Below are 16545 nucleotides of genomic sequence, written 5' to 3' on the forward strand. Positions count from 1 at the left end.
CTTACCATCATCTTGTTCATTGCGAGTCCTTGTGCGAGAGCGTTCCCGGGTGGGTGGCGGCGGCAAAGATATCAACCAGCCACCATAGCGTCCAGGCGCCATCCGCCTCGCTAGCCAGTGCTAGAAGAACCCTTGGGAGCACTCCCACTCTGCCCCAACATCCACGGCGCCCACCGCTGCAAAAACTTTAAGCTGATAACTACTGCGCACTCGGCCGCATCACTACCTGCCGCTGGTTGTAGAAGGTCATGCCAGCCGGAATATCCCGCGTAACCAGCGACATAGCGCCAATCACCACGTCGTCGCCAATATCGATGCGATCGGCAACAATGCAGCTATTGGCGCCCATGCTCACATTGTCGCCAATGCGCAGCGCGTATTCCTCTAGGCCAAGGGTCTTGATGCCGATCGAGCAGTTCTGCCGGATGAAGAAATTGCGCCCGATGCGCACGTGCCGGGTGATCACTACCCCCGGTAGGTGCGCGATGCGCAGGCCGGGCGCGATGTGTGCACCTATATCGATGTCCACGGCGTACTTGAGGTTTAGCCGCTGTTGCATGCGCCGGGCGTGACGCCGTGCCAGGCCACCATGGGCGTCGAGGTACTGGGCCAGGCGGTAGGCAAAGAGAAAACGCAGTTTGTTGTCCTTGCGGGCGCGGCGCAGCACGTTGAACAGCAAACTGATTCGGCGTCCGGGCCTTTTCTTGTTGGAGACTTCCAGTCGCCAGCATTCGAGCAGGTGGTCGAGGTTCACGCTGAGGTTCTCGTTGGACTAGCGCTTCATCATGCCGAAGGCAAAGTCATCGGGCCAGCGTGGTCAGCTGTGACGGCCCTTGCCCTCATCGGCATTGGCTGGCTAGGCTAGCGGGCCAACCGCAGAGACTCGCCATGTCGGATTCCCGCTCCATCACGCTGGATGAAATCGATCGCCAGCTGATCGCCCTGTTGCAGATCAACGCCCGCGAAAGCGTCGCCACCCTCGCCCGCCAGCTGGGCATTGCCCGTACCACCGTCAACTCACGCCTGGAGCGGCTGGAGAAGAACAAAGTCATCTCCGGTTATGGCGTGCGCCTGGGCCAGAGTGTGATAGGCGGCGGGCTGCAGGCGTACGTGGGGATCAAAGTACAGCCGCGTTCCGGCAAGGAAGTTGTGCGGCGCCTGAGTGCCATGGGGCAGGTGCAGCAGCTGTGTGCGGTAAGCGGAGAATTCGACTACGTGGCCTGGCTGCGTACGGACTCGCCCGAACAGCTTGACCAGTTGCTTGACCAGATCGGCAGTGTCGACGGCGTGGAGAAGACCACCACGTCGATCATTCTCAGTAGCAAGGTAGATCGCGGGCAGCCGCTCTGATTTCTAAGTCGTCGTAATGTATATGACGCATGTTATTCCGACGAAACAAACTACATTCAGACACCACTCTGCGCCTTAATTACGAAAACCCCACGCCCTAAAATGACCCCCAGGCATCTCCTATACTCAGGCTCCGCTCCCCGCGCAGCCTCTCTGGCAAGGTCACTTCATGAACAAGAAAAACCGCCACCCCGCCGACGGCAAGAAGCCGATCACCATCTTCGGCCCGGACTTCCCGTTCGCTTTCGACGACTGGTTGGAGCACCCCGCGGGCCTGGGCAGCATTCCGGTTGATCGCCAGGGTGAAGAAGTAGCCATCATAGGTGCCGGTATCGCCGGCCTGGTGGCGGCCTACGAGTTGATGAAGCTGGGCCTCAAACCGGTGGTGTACGAGGCTTCCAAGCTGGGTGGCCGGCTGCGCTCGCAAGCCTTCAACGGCACCGATGGGATCATCGCCGAATTGGGTGGCATGCGCTTCCCGGTGTCGTCCACGGCCTTCTATCACTACGTGGACAAGCTGGGCCTGGAAACCAAGCCTTTCCCCAACCCGCTGACCCCGGCCTCGGGCAGCACGGTGATCGACCTGGAAGGCCAGACCTACTACGCCGAAAAAACCAGCGACCTGCCCAAGCTGTTTCATGAAGTGGCCGATGCCTGGGCTGATGCGCTGGAAAGCGGCGCCCAGTTCGCCGAAATCCAGCAAGCCATCCGCGACCGCGACGTACCGCGCCTGAAGGCACTGTGGAACAAGCTGGTGCCGCTGTGGGACGACCGCACCTTCTACGACTTCGTCGCCACCTCGCGCTCGTTTGCCAAGCTGAGCTTCCAGCACCGCGAAGTGTTCGGCCAGGTCGGTTTCGGCACCGGTGGCTGGGATTCGGACTTCCCCAACTCGATGCTGGAAATTTTCCGCGTGGTGATGACCAACTGCGACGACCACCAGCACCTGGTGGTCGGCGGTGTGGAACAAGTGCCGCAAGGCATCTGGCGCCATGTACCGGAGCGCTGCGTGCATTGGCCGCAGGGCACCAGCCTGAGCACGTTGCACGGCGGCGCGCCGCGTACCGGGGTCAAGCGCATTGCCCGCGCTTCCGATGGACGCCTGGCGGTCACCGACAACTGGGGCGACACCCGCCACTACAGCGCGGTACTCGCCACCTGCCAGACCTGGCTGCTGACCACCCAGATCGACTGCGAGGAATCGCTGTTCTCGCAAAAAATGTGGATGGCTCTGGACCGCACCCGCTACATGCAGTCGTCGAAGACCTTCGTCATGGTCGACCGGCCGTTCTGGAAGGACAAGGACCCGGAAACCGGCCGCGACCTGATGAGCATGACCCTCACCGACCGGCTTACCCGCGGCACTTACCTGTTCGACAACGGTGACGACAAGCCGGGGGTGATCTGCCTGTCCTACGCCTGGATGAGCGATGCGCTGAAGATGCTGCCGCACCCGGTGGAAAAGCGCGTGCAGCTGGCCCTGGATGCGCTGAAGAAGATCTACCCGAAAACCGACATCGCAGGGCACATCATCGGCGACCCGATCACCATTTCCTGGGAAGCCGACCCGCACTTCCTTGGCGCTTTCAAGGGGGCGCTGCCGGGCCACTACCGCTACAACCAGCGCATGTACGCGCACTTCATGCAGCAGGACATGCCCGCCGAGCAGCGCGGCATCTTCATTGCCGGTGACGACGTGTCGTGGACCCCGGCCTGGGTGGAAGGCGCGGTGCAAACGTCGCTGAATGCGGTGTGGGGTATCATGAACCACTTCGGTGGCCACACCCACCCGGACAACCCCGGCCCAGGCGACGTGTTCGACGAAATCGGCCCGATCGCCCTGGCAGACTGAGACAAGGAGGCACCATGCGCATCGCTCTGTTCCAGGGTGCACCCAAGCCACTGGACGTGCCCGGCAACCTGCAACGGCTGCGCCACCAGGCGCAGCTGGCGGCCGAACGCGGCGCACAGTTGCTGGTGTGTCCGGAAATGTTCCTGACGGGCTACAACATCGGCCTGGCCCAGGTCGAGCGCCTGGCTGAAGCCGACGATGGCCCGACGGCGATGGCGGTGGTGGAGATCGCCCAGGCGCAGCGCATCGCTATCGTCTATGGCTACCCCGAGCGCGGCGACGACGGGGCAATCTACAACAGCGTACAGTTGATCGATGCGCATGGCCGCAGCCTCAGCAACTACCGCAAGACCCACCTGTTCGGTGACCTGGACCGCTCGATGTTCAGCCCAGGCGCCGACCTGTCCCCGGTGGTGGAATTTGACGGTTGGAAAGTCGGCCTGCTGATCTGCTACGACATCGAGTTCCCGGAGAACGCTCGGCGCCTGGCGCTCGATGGCGCAGAGCTGATACTGGTGCCGACCGCGAACATGACGCCGTACGACTTTACCTGCCAGGTGACCGTGAGGGCGCGGGCGCAGGAGAACCAGTGTTACCTGGTGTATGCCAATTATTGCGGTGCGGAAGACGAGATTCACTACTGCGGGCAGAGCAGCCTCATCGGGCCGGATGGCAGTGTGCTAGCCATGGCCGGGCAGGATGAATGCCAGTTGTTGGCGGAGCTTGAACATGATCAGGTGGTGCAGGGGCGCTTGGCGTTTCCTTATCTGAACGATTTGCGCCAGGAGCTTCACCTGCGTAAAGGCTGATAGCCCTTTCGCGGGCCCGCTACACAAATGGGTTAGCATGGACAGCAGCAACCGGAGCCCCCATGCCTGACGCCACCCGCCACCTCACCCTCGCCAACGGCCTGCAGCTTACCCTGCGCCATGCCCCGCGCCTGAAGCGCGCGGCCGCCGCATTGCGGGTGCACGCGGGTAGCCATGACGCGCCGGGAAAATGGCCAGGGCTGGCCCACTTCCTCGAGCACCTGTTCTTCCTCGGCACCCCGCGCTTCCCCCTGGACGATGGCCTGATGCGCTACGTGCAGGCCCTCGGTGGCCAGGTCAACGCCAGTACCCGTGAACGCACCACCGATTTTTTCTTCGAAGTCCCGCCTAATGCCTTGGCCGCAGGCCTCGAGCGCCTGTGCCAGATGCTGGCCGAGCCTGACCTGGGCATCGCGCGCCAACGCCGCGAGCGCGAAGTGATTCACGCCGAGTTCATCGCCTGGTCGCGCAACCCACAGGCCCAGCAGCAATTCGCCTTGCTGCAGACGCTGTCGCCCGCTCATCCGCTGAGCGCTTTTCATGCCGGCAACCGATACACCCTGGCCCTGCAGGACCCGGCCTTCCAGCAAGCGCTTGGGGGCTTTCACCGGCGCTTTTACCAAGGCGGCCAGATCGTCTTGAGCCTGTGCGGCCCGCAACCGCTGGTTGAACTGGAGCAACTGGGCCGGCAGCATGCTCAGCAGTTCGCCACGGGCACGCGAGTACCGCACCTTCAGCCACCGCCCCTGTCGGCGGCGACTATGCCACTGGCTTTTATCCACGAGCACCTTCCGGCAGGTGCCGAGCAGGCGCTGGAACTGCTGATTGCCTGCCTGAATGACAGCCGCCCAGGTACCTGGCTGGGTACACTGCGCGAGCGTGGCTGGCTGCAAGGTTTCAAGGCCGAAAAGCTGTATGCCTTCGCCGGGCAGTTGCTGTGGCACCTGGACCTGAAGCTCAGCTCCGACGCCTGCCCAGATGAAGCCAATGACCTGCTGCACGGTTGGTTCAATTTCATCCGACAAGCCGATCTCGCACAGCTGAACCGTGACTTCGGCTTGCTGCAGCACAGCGGCGAACGCAGTGCCAGCGCACTTGAACTGGCCCGCCGGGACAGTACCGGGTTGCCGTTCAGCCAGTTGGATACACAAGGTTTGCAGGCCCTTCGTGCCCTGCTGGATGACCTGCCATGCAGCAATCATGGGCAATGGCAGATACCCACGGTCGAGCCGTTGCTGATGGCTGACTTACCCACCGCCATGGCGCAGCCTCTACCGAACGCACTGACGATCAGTGACCAGCTCCCCGGCACCCGCCAATATGCGGCACTCTACTTACGCTGGCACGTGCCTTCGGCTGTGCGCCAGCGCTTGCAGGGCGTGCTTGAACAGGCCCTCGCGCCGCTGCAGGAGCGATGTGAACGCGCCTCGGTGCAACTGCAATACACCACCGCAGGGGAATACTGGCAGTTGCGCTGCGCCGGGCTGCCGGCCGCGGTGCTGCGCGCAGTGCCGCAGGCCTTGGCTTTGATGCTCACCCCCCCTTCCAGTTGCTGGCTGCCCAGCGCGGCGCCGCCCCCGGCACTGATCCCTATCAGGGCCTTGCTCAAGCAACTGCCAGACACGGTGCTGCATACCCCGCCCACAGCGGCACCGGCCGGCACGCTGAAACAGCAGCAACTCGACAGCCTGTGGCAGCACGCAAATTGGCATGGCCTGGCTGCGGGCTTCGACGATGCCGCGCTGAACGCCTTGGCTACCGCGTTGCAGCACTGCCCCGGGCAAGGCGCACGGCCTGGCTCCCTGCCCACATGGGCCAACCGTCGCTGGCAGCATGCCGAAGTGGCTGGCAGCGAATATGCCCTGCTGCTGTTCTGCCCGCTGCCTCCCGCCAGCGAAGCCGCAGGCCGCCTGCTAGCGCAACTGCTGCAGGGGCCGGTTTACCAACGCCTGCGGGTAGAGTTGCAACTCGGCTACGCGGTGTTCAGCGCCTTTCGTCAGGTCGAGGGGGTCGGCGGTCTACTGTTCGGCGTGCAGTCCCCCCATACCGGCCAAGCGCAGGTCCTCGACCACCTGCTCGCCCTGTTGCGCCAGGGTGTCACCCTGGACCCGGCCGCCCGCCAAGCCCTGGCCGAGCAATTCGACGAGCCCGCCATGGCCAATGCCGACGTCGCCGAATGGGCGTGGCAGACACACCTGGCTACACAACCCGGCAGGCTGGATGCACTGCGCAGGGCTATCCTGAACACGTGGCAGACGGATCTGGACCACCTGCTGAGCAACCTGCTCGACACAGGTTCCACTTGGCTATGCCTGGCCAACGCTGCCGCGCCAAACCCTTCCTGGCAAGGCGCTGCACGATGATTGTTACGCGAACTGCAACGGCGCTTTTCGAATAATTAACCTTTCGGTACAAATTTTTCTTGTAAGATAGCGCAATCCCAGTTTCAGGGAACTGCCGACGCGTGGCGGTACCCAAGTAGTAGCTGAGCATCCCAACCCTCATCCGGAAGGAGTAATTCCATGTGGACCAAACCTGCATACACTGATCTGCGTATCGGCTTCGAAGTCACCATGTACTTCGCTAACCGCTAAGCCCGGCTTAGGGTTTCACGCCTCGGCCTGCCGGGGCGTTTTCGTTTTTCCGATCCGGTTTTTTGCATAGAGAGTGGCCATGTACATCCAGGTTCTCGGCTCCGCCGCCGGTGGCGGGTTCCCACAGTGGAACTGCAACTGCGTCAACTGCAAGGGCTACCGTGACGGCACCCTGCGCGCCACGGCACGCACCCAGTCGTCCATCGCCCTGTCCGACGACGGCGTGCATTGGGTTCTGTGCAATGCCTCGCCCGACATCCGCGCCCAACTGCAGGCCTTTGCGCCCATGCAACCGGCCCGGGCCCTGCGCGACACCGGCATCAACGCCATCGTCCTGCTGGACAGCCAGATCGACCACACCACTGGCCTGCTCAGCCTGCGCGAAGGTTGCCCGCACCAAGTGTGGTGCACCGACATGGTCCACCAGGACCTGACCACCGGTTTCCCGCTGTTCAACATGCTCAGCCACTGGAACGGTGGCCTGCAGTGGAACCGCATCGAGCTGGAAGGCAGCTTCGTCATCGAGGCCTGCCCCAACCTCAAGTTCACCCCCTTCCCCCTGCGCAGCGCTGCACCGCCGTACTCGCCGCACCGTTTCGACCCGCACCCAGGCGACAACCTGGGCCTGTTGGTCGAGGACACTCGTACCGGCGGCAAGCTGTTCTACGCCCCAGGCCTGGGCCAGGTCGACGGCAAGCTGTTGGCGATGATGCACGACGCCGACTGCCTGCTGGTCGACGGCACCCTGTGGGAGGACGATGAAATGCAGCGCCGTGGTGTCGGCACCCGCACCGGCCGCGAGATGGGCCACCTGGCGCAAAATGGCCCTGGCGGCATGCTCGAAGTGCTGGACGGCTTCTCGCGCCAGCGCAAAGTGCTTATCCACATCAACAACACCAACCCGATTCTCGATGAAGACTCCCCCGAGCGCGCCGAAGTCCTGCGCCGCGGTGTGGAAGTTGCCTTCGACGGCATGAGCATCGAGTTGTAAGGAGGCCCGATGAGCGACGCACTGCCCATGTCCCCTGCCGAATTCGAGCAGGCTCTGCGCGCCAAAGGCGCCTATTACCACATCCATCACCCGTACCATGTGGCGATGTACCAAGGCCGCGCCACCCGCGAGCAGATCCAGGGCTGGGTGGCCAACCGTTTCTACTACCAGGTCAACATCCCGATGAAGGATGCCGCGATCCTGGCCAACTGCCCGGACCGCGAAGTGCGCCGAGAGTGGATCCAGCGCCTGCTCGACCACGACGGCGCACCCGGCGAGAACGGTGGCATCGAAGCCTGGCTGCGCCTGGGCCAGGCCGTCGGCCTCGACCCCGACCAGCTGCGCTCCCAGGAGCTGGTACTGCCCGGCGTACGCTTTGCCGTGGACGCCTACGTCAACTTCGCCCGCCGCGCCAGCTGGCAGGAAGCCGCCAGCAGCTCGCTGACCGAACTGTTTGCCCCACAAATCCACCAGTCGCGGCTGGACAGTTGGCCACAGCACTACCCGTGGATCGACCCGGCCGGCTACGAGTACTTCCGCACCCGCCTTGGCCAGGCCCGGCGCGACGTGGAGCACGGCCTGGCGATTACCCTGCAGCACTACACCACCCGCGCGGGCCAGGAGCGTATGCTGGAGATCCTGCAGTTCAAGCTGGATATCCTCTGGAGCATGCTCGACGCCATGAGCATGGCCTACGAGCTGAACCGCCCGCCTTATCACTCCGTCACCCAGGACCGGGTGTGGCACAAGGGGATCACCCTATGAGTCTTGATCGCAATCAAGTGCCGAACTGGCGCCCCGGCTACCGCTTCCAGTACGAGCCGGCGCAAAAGGGCCATGTGTTGCTGTACCCCGAGGGCATGATCAAGCTCAACGAAAGCGCCAGCCTGATCGGTGGCCTGATCGACGGCCAGCGTGACGTGGCAGCGATCATCAGCGAACTCGAACAGCAATTCCCCGATGTCCCGGAAGTGGCCGATGACATCGAGCAATTCATGGAGGTGGCCCGTGCCGAACACTGGATCGTCCTCGCCTGAGTTGCCGCCTACGCCTGCGGTCGGCCTGCCGCTGTGGCTGCTGGCCGAGCTCACCTACCGCTGCCCGCTGCAGTGCCCGTACTGTTCCAACCCGCTGGACTTCGCCGCCCAGGGCCAAGAGCTGAGCACCGAACAGTGGTTCAAGGTGATGGCTGAAGCACGGGAAATGGGCGCCGCGCAAATCGGCTTCTCTGGCGGTGAACCGCTGGTGCGCCAGGACCTTGCCGAGCTGATTGGCGAGGCTCGCAGGCTGGGTTACTACACCAACCTGATCACCTCGGGCATTGGCCTGACCGAGGCGCGCATCGCCGATTTCAAGAAGGCCGGCCTGGACCATATCCAGATCAGCTTCCAGGCCAGCGACGAGCAGGTGAACAACCTGCTGGCTGGCTCGAAGAAGGCCTTTGCACAAAAGCTGGAAATGGCCCGCGCGGTGAAAGCCCACGGTTACCCGATGGTGCTCAACTTCGTCACCCATCGGCACAACATCGACAAGATCGACCGCATCATCGAGCTGTGCATTGCCCTGGAGGCCGACTTCGTCGAGCTTGCCACCTGCCAGTTCTACGGCTGGGCGCACCTCAACCGCCTGGGCCTGCTACCGACTCGCGTGCAGCTCGAGCGGGCAGAACGCATCACCAACGAATACCGGGACAAACTCAAGGCCGAGGGCAACCCGTGCAAGCTGATCTTCGTTACCCCGGACTACTACGAAGAACGCCCCAAAGCCTGCATGAATGGTTGGGGCAACCTGTTCCTCACCATCACCCCGGACGGCACCGCCCTGCCCTGCCACGGCGCGCGCCAGCTGCCGGTGCAATTCCCCAATGTGCGCGAGCATGACTTGCACCATATCTGGTACGAGTCGTTCGGCTTCAATCGCTTCCGTGGTTATGAGTGGATGCGCGAACCGTGCCGCTCCTGCGACGAGAAAGAAAAGGACTTCGGCGGCTGTCGCTGCCAGGCCTTCATGCTGACCGGCGATGCCAGCAACGCCGACCCGGTATGCGCCAAGTCGGCCGACCACGGCATCATCCTCAAGGCCCGCGAGGAGGCAGAAACCGCCCAGCTCGCCATTGAACAGATGACCTTCCGCAATGATCGAAACTCACGTGTCATCGCCCGCGGCTGAATTCAGCGCGGCCCAGGCGGTGGCCGCCGGCACCGACTTCGCCGAACTCAAAGTCAGTGCCGACGGGCTGTTCTGGATCGAATTTCGCCCGGCCGATGGTGCTTGCCGTATCTGGCACTGGCTGCACTACCAGGCCCGCTGCCTGACGCCAGATGGTTTCAGCGTGCGCAGCCGGGCCTACGAGTATGGCGGTGGCAGCTTCTGCCTGGGTGGCGACGGGTTGGTGTTCGTCAACGAAAAGGACCAGCAGGTCTACACCCAGCCGCTGGACGATTTGCTACCGCGTGCTCTGACCCGCGATGCCAGCTGCCGCTATGGCGATGTGCAGTGGCACGACAGCCAGGTGCTGGCCGTCGAGGAGCGCCATGCCGAGCAGGTGGAGCATCGCCTCGTCGCTTTGGGCGAAAGCCGCCGTGAGGTACTCGCCGAGGGTGCCGATTTCTACGCCGCACCCACCGTGAGTGCCGATGGCCAACGCCTGGCGTGGATCGAATGGGACCGCCCTGCACAGCCCTGGACCGTGACCCGCCTGATGAGCCGCACACGGGATGCCAGCGGCCACTGGGGGCCGCCGCAGTGTGTAGCCGCCGCTGACGAATCGCTGCAACAACCACGCTTCGATGCCGAAGGCCGGCTCTACTGCCTATCCGACCGCAACGGCTTCTGGCAGCCCTGGGGAGAGGTCGAGGGTCACTGGCAAGCCTTGCCCGCCAAGTCGGCGGACCATGCAGCAGCGCCTTGGCAGTTGGGCACCTGCACCTGGCTGCCACTGGGGCCGCAAAGCTACCTGGCCAGCTGGTTCCAGGATGGCTTCGGGCAATTGGGGCTGCGTGGCGAAGATGGCCGCATGGCGCGGTTTGCCAGTGCTTATACTCGTTTTCGCAACCTGGCCATGGATGCCGAACACCTCTATGCCATTGCCGCCTCGCCTATCAGCCCGCCGGCAGTGATTGCCATCGACCGCGGCAACCACGAGGTCCGTGTGCTGGCCGGTGGTGCCGAGGTGCTACCGGCAGGGCGCATCAGCCTGCCGCAGCCCATCCACTATGGCAGTGACGGCGAGCAGGCCCATGGCTTCTTCTACCCGCCAGTGCAGTCGCAAGGCGCCGCACCGCTGGTGGTGTTCGTCCACGGTGGGCCGACTTCGGCCTGTTACCCCGTGCTCGACCCACGCATCCAGTACTGGACCCAGCGCGGCTTTGCCGTGGCCGACCTGAACTACCGGGGCAGCACCGGCTATGGCCGGGAGTACCGCCAGGCACTGCACCTGCGCTGGGGCGAAAGCGATGTGGCCGATGCCTGCGCAGCGGTCGAATACCTGGCGGCTCAGGGTTGGGTCGACAAACACAAGGCGTTCATCCGCGGCGGCAGCGCCGGTGGCTATACCACCTTGTGCGCCCTGGCATTCCATGATGTGTTCCGTGCCGGCGCCAGCCTGTACGGGGTCAGCGACCCGGTGGCCCTGGGCCGTGCCACCCACAAGTTCGAGGGCGACTACCTGGACTGGCTGATCGGCGACCCGCAGCAGGACGCCGAGCGTTATCGCCAGCGCACGCCTTTGCTGCATGCAGGGCAGATCAAGGTGCCGGTGATTTTCTTCCAGGGCGAGCTGGATGCGGTGGTGGTGCCGGAACAGACCCGCGCGATGCTGGCGGCGTTGCAGGCTAACGGGATCGAGGCTGAGGGGCACTTCTATGCCGGAGAGCGGCATGGGTTCCGCAAAGCGGAGAACCTGGCGCATGCATTGGAAGAAGAGTGGAAATTCTATTGCCGGGTGTTGAAGCACTGAGAGTTTGGGGCCGCTTTGCGGCCCCGGAAAACCTCATCGCTTGGCGATGATATAGACCGCGTGCACGATCCCCGGAATGTAACCCAGCAAGGTCAGCAGGATATTCAGCCAGAATGCTCCGCCGAACCCCACCTGCAGAAACACACCCAGCGGTGGCAGAAGGATGGCGATAATGATGCGGATAAAGTCCATGCGAGTCTCTCCTGAAGGGTTACATCAAAGACTAGCCGCGCGCCACAGAGGTTCCACAGGCAAAAAAAAACGCCCCGGGCCGAATGAAACAGGCCAGGGGCGATGCGCAGGAACGCCAGACGGTTCGTAGAATTCTCGGTCTTGCTAAACAGCTACGCCGGCATCTCGCGGCGGGCCTGCTGCTGGGCATGCAGGCGGGCAAAGGCGCGGGCCAGGCGCAACAGCATTTCATCGATGTTGCCCTTGCTCACAGTCAGCGCTGGCGAAAAACGCACTACATCCGCTTGCGGTGCGTTCAGCAGCAGGCCTTCGTACAGGGCGGCCGCCACCAGTTCGCGGGCCAGGTTTTCTTTCAGTTGCAAGGCCCACAGCAGGCCTTGCCCGCGTACTTCGCCCTGGCCATAACGCCCAGCCAGGCGGCTTAAGCCTTCACGCAGGTGGCGGCCGTTGTCCTGCACCTGAGCGAAGAAGCCAGGCTCCAGCACGGTGCCCAGCACAGCCAGGCCGGCGGCGCACATCAGCGCATTGCCGTGGTGGCTGCCTTCCAGTTCACCAGGCTCGGCGCAGCACGCCGTGCCCCGGGCCAGCAAGGCGGCCAGCGGCACGCCACCGCCCAGGCCCTTGCCCAGGGTGATGATGTCGGCGCGCACGCCATAGGTCTCTTCTGCCAGCAGCGCACCACAGCGGCCAATACCGGTCTGCACCTCATCGAGGATCAGCAGGATGCCCAGTTCGCGGCAGAGCGTTTCCACGCCCTTGAGGTATTCCTGGGTAGCCGGAATAACGCCCGCCTCGCCCTGGATCGGCTCCAGCATGATTGCCACGGTGCGCGAGTCCACCGCCGCGTGCAGCGCCGCCAAGTCATTGAACGGCACCTTGCTGAAACCGGGCAGGCCCGGTTCGCAGCGATTGCACGGCAGCGGGTCGGATGCTGACAGCGCACCCAGGCTGCGGCCATGGCAGGCCTGGCTGGCGGTGATGATGTGATAGGCACCGTTGCGGTGCAGCTGGCCCCACTTGCGCGCCAGCTTGATCGCACCTTCGCAGGCCTCGGCACCGCTGTTGAGCAGGTAGGCCTGGTCACTGCCGGTGCTTTGGCACAGGCGATTGACCAGGTCCAAAAGGCCGCGGCTGTGGAAACCCGAGCCTGGGTTGATCAGCGCCTGGGCCTGGTTACCCAATGCCTTTACCAGCACACTGGGGCTATGGCCCAGGCTGTTGACCGCGCCGCCTTGGGTGAAGTCCAGGTAGGCGTGCCCTTCGTTGTCCCACAACCAGGAGCCCTGGCCACGCACGAATACCTGCGCCGCACGCTCGGCACTGGGCATCAGGCGATCACGCGACAGCTCGGAAGCTTGCGGCACGATCACCGGCGCACGCTTAGGCTCGGCGACGGCGGCAGGGGCCGAGCGGCGCAGGTTGAACAGGTTCATCAGGGCTCCAACCAATCACGGTAAAGGGCGGCACGGTGCGGTCTTGTCGCCGACACTCGATATTTTGCCTTGCCTATCAAAAGTGTTTTTCATCCGGGGTAACAATCGACCTATTCATCGCTGTAACCCTTTGGAATACGGCGATAGACTAGGCTTCACAAGGGTTTTCGACCATTTCGTTTTTCCAGCATTTTTGATAAGCGTTACTTATGGATTTCCGCCAACTGCGTTATTTCGTCGCGGTGTATGAAGAAGGCCACGTGGGCCGTGCCGCCGAACGCCTGTCGCTGTCCCAGCCTGCGCTTTCCCAACAGATCCGTCAGCTGGAGCACAGCCTCGACCTGAGCCTGTTCGAGCGCAGCAACAAGCGCCTGCTACCGACCCTGGCCGCCCACACCCTGTACAACCATGCCTTGCCGTTGCTCGACGGCCTGCAGCGTGCTCACGAGGCCATGCGCAATTTCAAAGGCCAGTCGCTGCGTACCTTGGCCATCGGTGTGCTGCAAACCGTGCGCCCCAGCCTGGTACCGCAGCTGCTTGAACGGCTGCGCAAGGCTCAGCCTCATCTGGTGGTGCAGATTTACGAATTGTCAGGGCTGGAGATCGAGCGGCGCTTGCTCAACGGCAGCCTGGACATCGGTATCAGCTACCTGCCGCCGCGCCAGCCAGGGCTGCATGGCCTGCTGCTGTACGAAGATGAGTTGCAACTGGTGATCCCCGATACCCACCCATTGAAGGACTTCAAGAAGGTGTCCATCCGCCAGGCCGCCGAGCTGCCCATGCTGATGTTGGGCGAGGAGTTCCAGATCCGACAGATCTGGCAGGCGCAGCTGGCCAGTCAGGGCCGACGGCCGCAGGTACAGGCCGAGATGAACAACATGGCGGGGATTCTCGACAGCCTGGCGCACACGGCGCTGGCCACTATTCTGCCGGGGCGGGCCAAGGAGGCCGCCGAAGATGACCAGGGGCTGCTGTGGAAGCCGTTGAGCGAGCCGCGCGTGCCGCTGAAGGTTGGCCTGGTGTTCCGCGATGCCCAGCGCCAGCAGGCCTCTGTGGAGTTGTTGCGCACGCTGCTGGAGGAAGAGACCGATGCCCGCCTTTTGGGGGCGTCACCGCTGGATGTGCTGGCCTGAAAAAACGCGCACAAAGAAAACCCCGCCGAAGCGGGGTTTTCCAGACTGTTTCCCTGTGACATCCGTATCGCCCCGCCATCCTGGCAGGTGGTCCTTCGTCGTCTTCCTTGATCTGTCCTTTGCGCTTCCTGCGCAACGTCCATGTGGTAAAGATTAACCGTGGATCCAATCTGAGACCAGTGGTGAAAAGTCACCACGTCGTGTAGGAAAAAGCTTACAAAGAGGACCTATTCCCAGACACACCGGGAATTGGGGCTGCTGCGCAGCCCATCGCGACACAAGGCCGCTCCTACAAGGACCGCATAAGCCTTGCGCCCTGTAGGAGCGGCCTTGCGTCGCGATGGGCCGCAAAGCGGCCCCAAGATCTGTCAGAACTGCTCAGCATCCAGCAGGTACAGCGACTCACTCCCCGCCTTCACCGAAGCCACCAGCGAATCCACCCGTGGCAGCAAGCGCGCAAAGTAGAACCGCGCAGTCCCCAGCTTGCCCGAGTAGAACGCCTCATCGCCCTCACCCGCCTTGGCCGCCCGCGCCATCAGTGCCCACATGTAGCCATACGCGACATAGCCAAAAGCATGCAGGTACTCGACCGAAGCCGCGCCAATTTCATTCGGGTTACCTTTGGCCTGTTCCAGCACCCATTCGGTCAACCCGTCGAGCTGGTCGAGGCAGACCGCCAAAGGCTTGGCAAATTCGTCTAGTGCGCCATCTGCGCTGGCAATGAACTGGCGAATCTCGTCGGAGAACAAGCGGTAGTACGCCCCACCGCTGGCCACCACCTTGCGCCCCATCAGGTCCAACGCCTGGATACCGTTGGTGCCTTCGTAGATCTGCGTAATACGCACATCACGCACCAGCTGCTCCTGGCCCCACTCACGGATATAGCCATGCCCGCCGAATACCTGCTGGCCGTGCACCGCGCACTCCAGGCCCAGGTCGGTGAGGAACGCCTTGGCCACCGGCGTCAGCAGTGCCACCAGCTCTTCGCTGCGTTTGCGTACGTTGGCGTCTTCGCTGTACTTGGCACTGTCCAGCTGCATGGCCACGTAGGTGGAGAAGGCGCGGCCACCCTCGATCAGCGCCTTCATGGTCAACAGCATGCGGCGCACGTCTGGATGGACAATGATCGGGTCGGCGGCCTTGTCCTTGGCTTGCGGGCCGGTCGGGGCGCGGCTCTGCAGGCGGTCGCGGGCGTACTCCACGGCGTTCTGGTAGGAGCGTTCGGCCGAGGCCAGGCCCTGGATGCCAACACCCAGGCGCTCGTAGTTCATCATGGTGAACATGGCCGCCAGGCCCTTGTTCGGCTCACCGACGATGTAGCCGACCGCCTCGTCGAAGTTCATCACGCAGGTAGCCGAGGCCTGGATGCCCATCTTGTGCTCGATCGAACCGCAGGTGGCCGGGTTGCGCGCGCCGAGGCTGCCGTCCTCATTGACCAGGAACTTCGGCACCAGGAACAGCGAAATGCCTTTTGGCCCCGCCGGTGCATCTGGCAGCTTGGCCAACACCAGGTGGATGATGTTCTCGGTCAGGTCGTGCTCGCCACCAGTGATGAAGATCTTGGTGCCGCTGACCTTGTAGCTGCCATCAGCCTGGGGCTCGGCCTTGGTGCGGATGATGCCCAGGTCGGTACCGGCATGTGGCTCGGTCAGGCACATGGAACCTGCCCACACACCGGCGTACATGTTCGGCAGGTATTTTTCCTTCAAGGCTTCGCTGGCGTGGGCGTTGATCGACAGGCAGGCGCCAGCGGTCAGCATCGGGTACAGGCCGAAGGCCAGGCTGGAAGCGTTGACCATTTCCTCGACCTGCGCCGAGATGGCCTTGGGCATGCCCATGCCACCGAACAGCGGGTCGCCGCCCACGCCCACCCAGCCGCCTTCGGCATAGGTGTTGTAGGCCTCGATGAAGCCAGCTGGGGTGCGCACTGCACCATTGTCCCAGTGGCAGCCCTCTTCATCGGCGGCGCGGCTAAGCGGCGCGATGGTTTTGGCGGTGACTTTGCCGGCTTCTTCCAGCACGGCCATGGCCGTGTCGGCGTCGACAACCTCGGCCAGCGCGGGCAATTGCGCCCACTGCTCGGCCACGTTGAAGACTTCATTCAGTACGAAGCGCATGTCGCGCAGGGGCGCTTTATAGTCAGCCATGACAACCTCTCGCTAGTCGGGTCGGGGCGGTCTCGGGGAACCGCGACACTGGGGTTACTGGCAGTGTAACCGAACAACTTTTACGA

General features: G+C 63.3%; 15 protein-coding genes. 11 read left to right on the forward strand and 4 right to left on the reverse strand.

Features of this window, described 5'->3' with window-relative positions:
- Nucleotides 1-199 precede the first annotated feature (199 nt).
- The gene (locus tag APH42_RS08630; RefSeq protein ID WP_012270182.1) at nucleotides 200-754 is read right to left on the reverse strand and encodes a serine acetyltransferase; all 555 of its coding nucleotides are present in this window, start codon (nucleotides 752-754) and stop codon (nucleotides 200-202) included.
- Nucleotides 755-888: 134 nt separating this feature from the next.
- Here APH42_RS08630 and APH42_RS08635 point away from each other — a divergent pair, with 134 nt between their 5' ends.
- From APH42_RS08635 to APH42_RS08675, 10 genes are all read left to right on the forward strand, one after another.
- The gene (locus APH42_RS08635) at nucleotides 889-1350 is read left to right on the forward strand and encodes an Lrp/AsnC family transcriptional regulator (protein WP_012270181.1); all 462 of its coding nucleotides are present in this window, start codon (nucleotides 889-891) and stop codon (nucleotides 1348-1350) included.
- Nucleotides 1351-1519: 169 nt separating this feature from the next.
- Nucleotides 1520-3202, forward strand: coding sequence for an NAD(P)/FAD-dependent oxidoreductase (locus APH42_RS08640; protein ID WP_060493143.1), 1683 nt, complete (start codon nucleotides 1520-1522; stop codon nucleotides 3200-3202).
- 14 nt (nucleotides 3203-3216) lie between these two features.
- Nucleotides 3217-4011 carry a carbon-nitrogen hydrolase family protein gene (locus tag APH42_RS08645; protein ID WP_060493144.1) on the forward strand — a complete coding sequence of 265 codons (795 nt, stop codon included), beginning with the start codon at nucleotides 3217-3219 and terminating at the stop codon, nucleotides 4009-4011.
- A 62-nt stretch (nucleotides 4012-4073) separates the two neighbouring features.
- Nucleotides 4074-6374, forward strand: coding sequence for a pyrroloquinoline quinone biosynthesis protein PqqF (gene pqqF / locus APH42_RS08650; RefSeq protein WP_060493145.1), 2301 nt, complete (start codon nucleotides 4074-4076; stop codon nucleotides 6372-6374).
- 159 nt (nucleotides 6375-6533) lie between these two features.
- On the forward strand, nucleotides 6534-6605 hold the full coding sequence (gene pqqA, locus APH42_RS29085; protein WP_003243383.1) for a pyrroloquinoline quinone precursor peptide PqqA: 72 nt from the start codon (nucleotides 6534-6536) through the stop codon (nucleotides 6603-6605).
- Between the two features lie 79 nt (nucleotides 6606-6684).
- The gene (gene pqqB, locus APH42_RS08655; RefSeq protein WP_012270177.1) at nucleotides 6685-7596 is read left to right on the forward strand and encodes a pyrroloquinoline quinone biosynthesis protein PqqB; all 912 of its coding nucleotides are present in this window, start codon (nucleotides 6685-6687) and stop codon (nucleotides 7594-7596) included.
- A gap of 9 nt (nucleotides 7597-7605) precedes the next feature.
- Nucleotides 7606-8361, forward strand: a complete 756-nt coding sequence (gene pqqC / locus APH42_RS08660) for a pyrroloquinoline-quinone synthase PqqC (RefSeq protein WP_060493146.1) — start codon at nucleotides 7606-7608, stop codon at nucleotides 8359-8361.
- The gene (pqqD, locus tag APH42_RS08665) at nucleotides 8358-8633 is read left to right on the forward strand and encodes a pyrroloquinoline quinone biosynthesis peptide chaperone PqqD (protein WP_012270175.1); all 276 of its coding nucleotides are present in this window, start codon (nucleotides 8358-8360) and stop codon (nucleotides 8631-8633) included. The genes pqqC and pqqD overlap by 4 nt, the downstream gene beginning before the upstream one ends.
- Nucleotides 8605-9765 carry a pyrroloquinoline quinone biosynthesis protein PqqE gene (gene pqqE, locus APH42_RS08670; RefSeq protein ID WP_060493147.1) on the forward strand — a complete coding sequence of 387 codons (1161 nt, stop codon included), beginning with the start codon at nucleotides 8605-8607 and terminating at the stop codon, nucleotides 9763-9765. Before pqqD ends, pqqE begins: the two co-directional genes overlap by 29 nt.
- The gene (locus APH42_RS08675) at nucleotides 9731-11554 is read left to right on the forward strand and encodes a S9 family peptidase (RefSeq protein ID WP_060493148.1); all 1824 of its coding nucleotides are present in this window, start codon (nucleotides 9731-9733) and stop codon (nucleotides 11552-11554) included. The genes pqqE and APH42_RS08675 overlap by 35 nt, the downstream gene beginning before the upstream one ends.
- 33 nt (nucleotides 11555-11587) lie before the next feature.
- On the opposite strand, the gene APH42_RS29090 is transcribed toward APH42_RS08675, so the two are convergent.
- Both APH42_RS29090 and APH42_RS08680 read right to left on the reverse strand, forming a co-directional pair.
- Nucleotides 11588-11746 (reverse strand): YqaE/Pmp3 family membrane protein, encoded by a 159-nt coding sequence (locus APH42_RS29090; RefSeq protein ID WP_003177654.1) that lies wholly within the window; start codon nucleotides 11744-11746, stop codon nucleotides 11588-11590.
- A 152-nt stretch (nucleotides 11747-11898) separates the two neighbouring features.
- Nucleotides 11899-13179 (reverse strand): aspartate aminotransferase family protein, encoded by a 1281-nt coding sequence (locus tag APH42_RS08680; protein ID WP_012270172.1) that lies wholly within the window; start codon nucleotides 13177-13179, stop codon nucleotides 11899-11901.
- A gap of 209 nt (nucleotides 13180-13388) precedes the next feature.
- Between APH42_RS08680 and APH42_RS08685 the strand changes: the two genes are divergently transcribed.
- Nucleotides 13389-14312, forward strand: a complete 924-nt coding sequence (locus APH42_RS08685) for a LysR family transcriptional regulator (protein WP_012270171.1) — start codon at nucleotides 13389-13391, stop codon at nucleotides 14310-14312.
- A gap of 368 nt (nucleotides 14313-14680) precedes the next feature.
- On the opposite strand, the gene APH42_RS08690 is transcribed toward APH42_RS08685, so the two are convergent.
- Nucleotides 14681-16459: an acyl-CoA dehydrogenase C-terminal domain-containing protein gene (locus tag APH42_RS08690; RefSeq protein ID WP_012270170.1), complete on the reverse strand. Its 1779-nt coding sequence runs from the start codon at nucleotides 16457-16459 to the stop codon at nucleotides 14681-14683.
- Nucleotides 16460-16545: the final 86 nt, after the last annotated feature.

The sequence above is a fragment of the Pseudomonas sp. NBRC 111140 genome, assembly GCF_001320885.1.
In the GTDB taxonomy this organism is placed as follows: Bacteria; Pseudomonadota; Gammaproteobacteria; order Pseudomonadales; family Pseudomonadaceae; genus Aquipseudomonas; species Aquipseudomonas putida_P.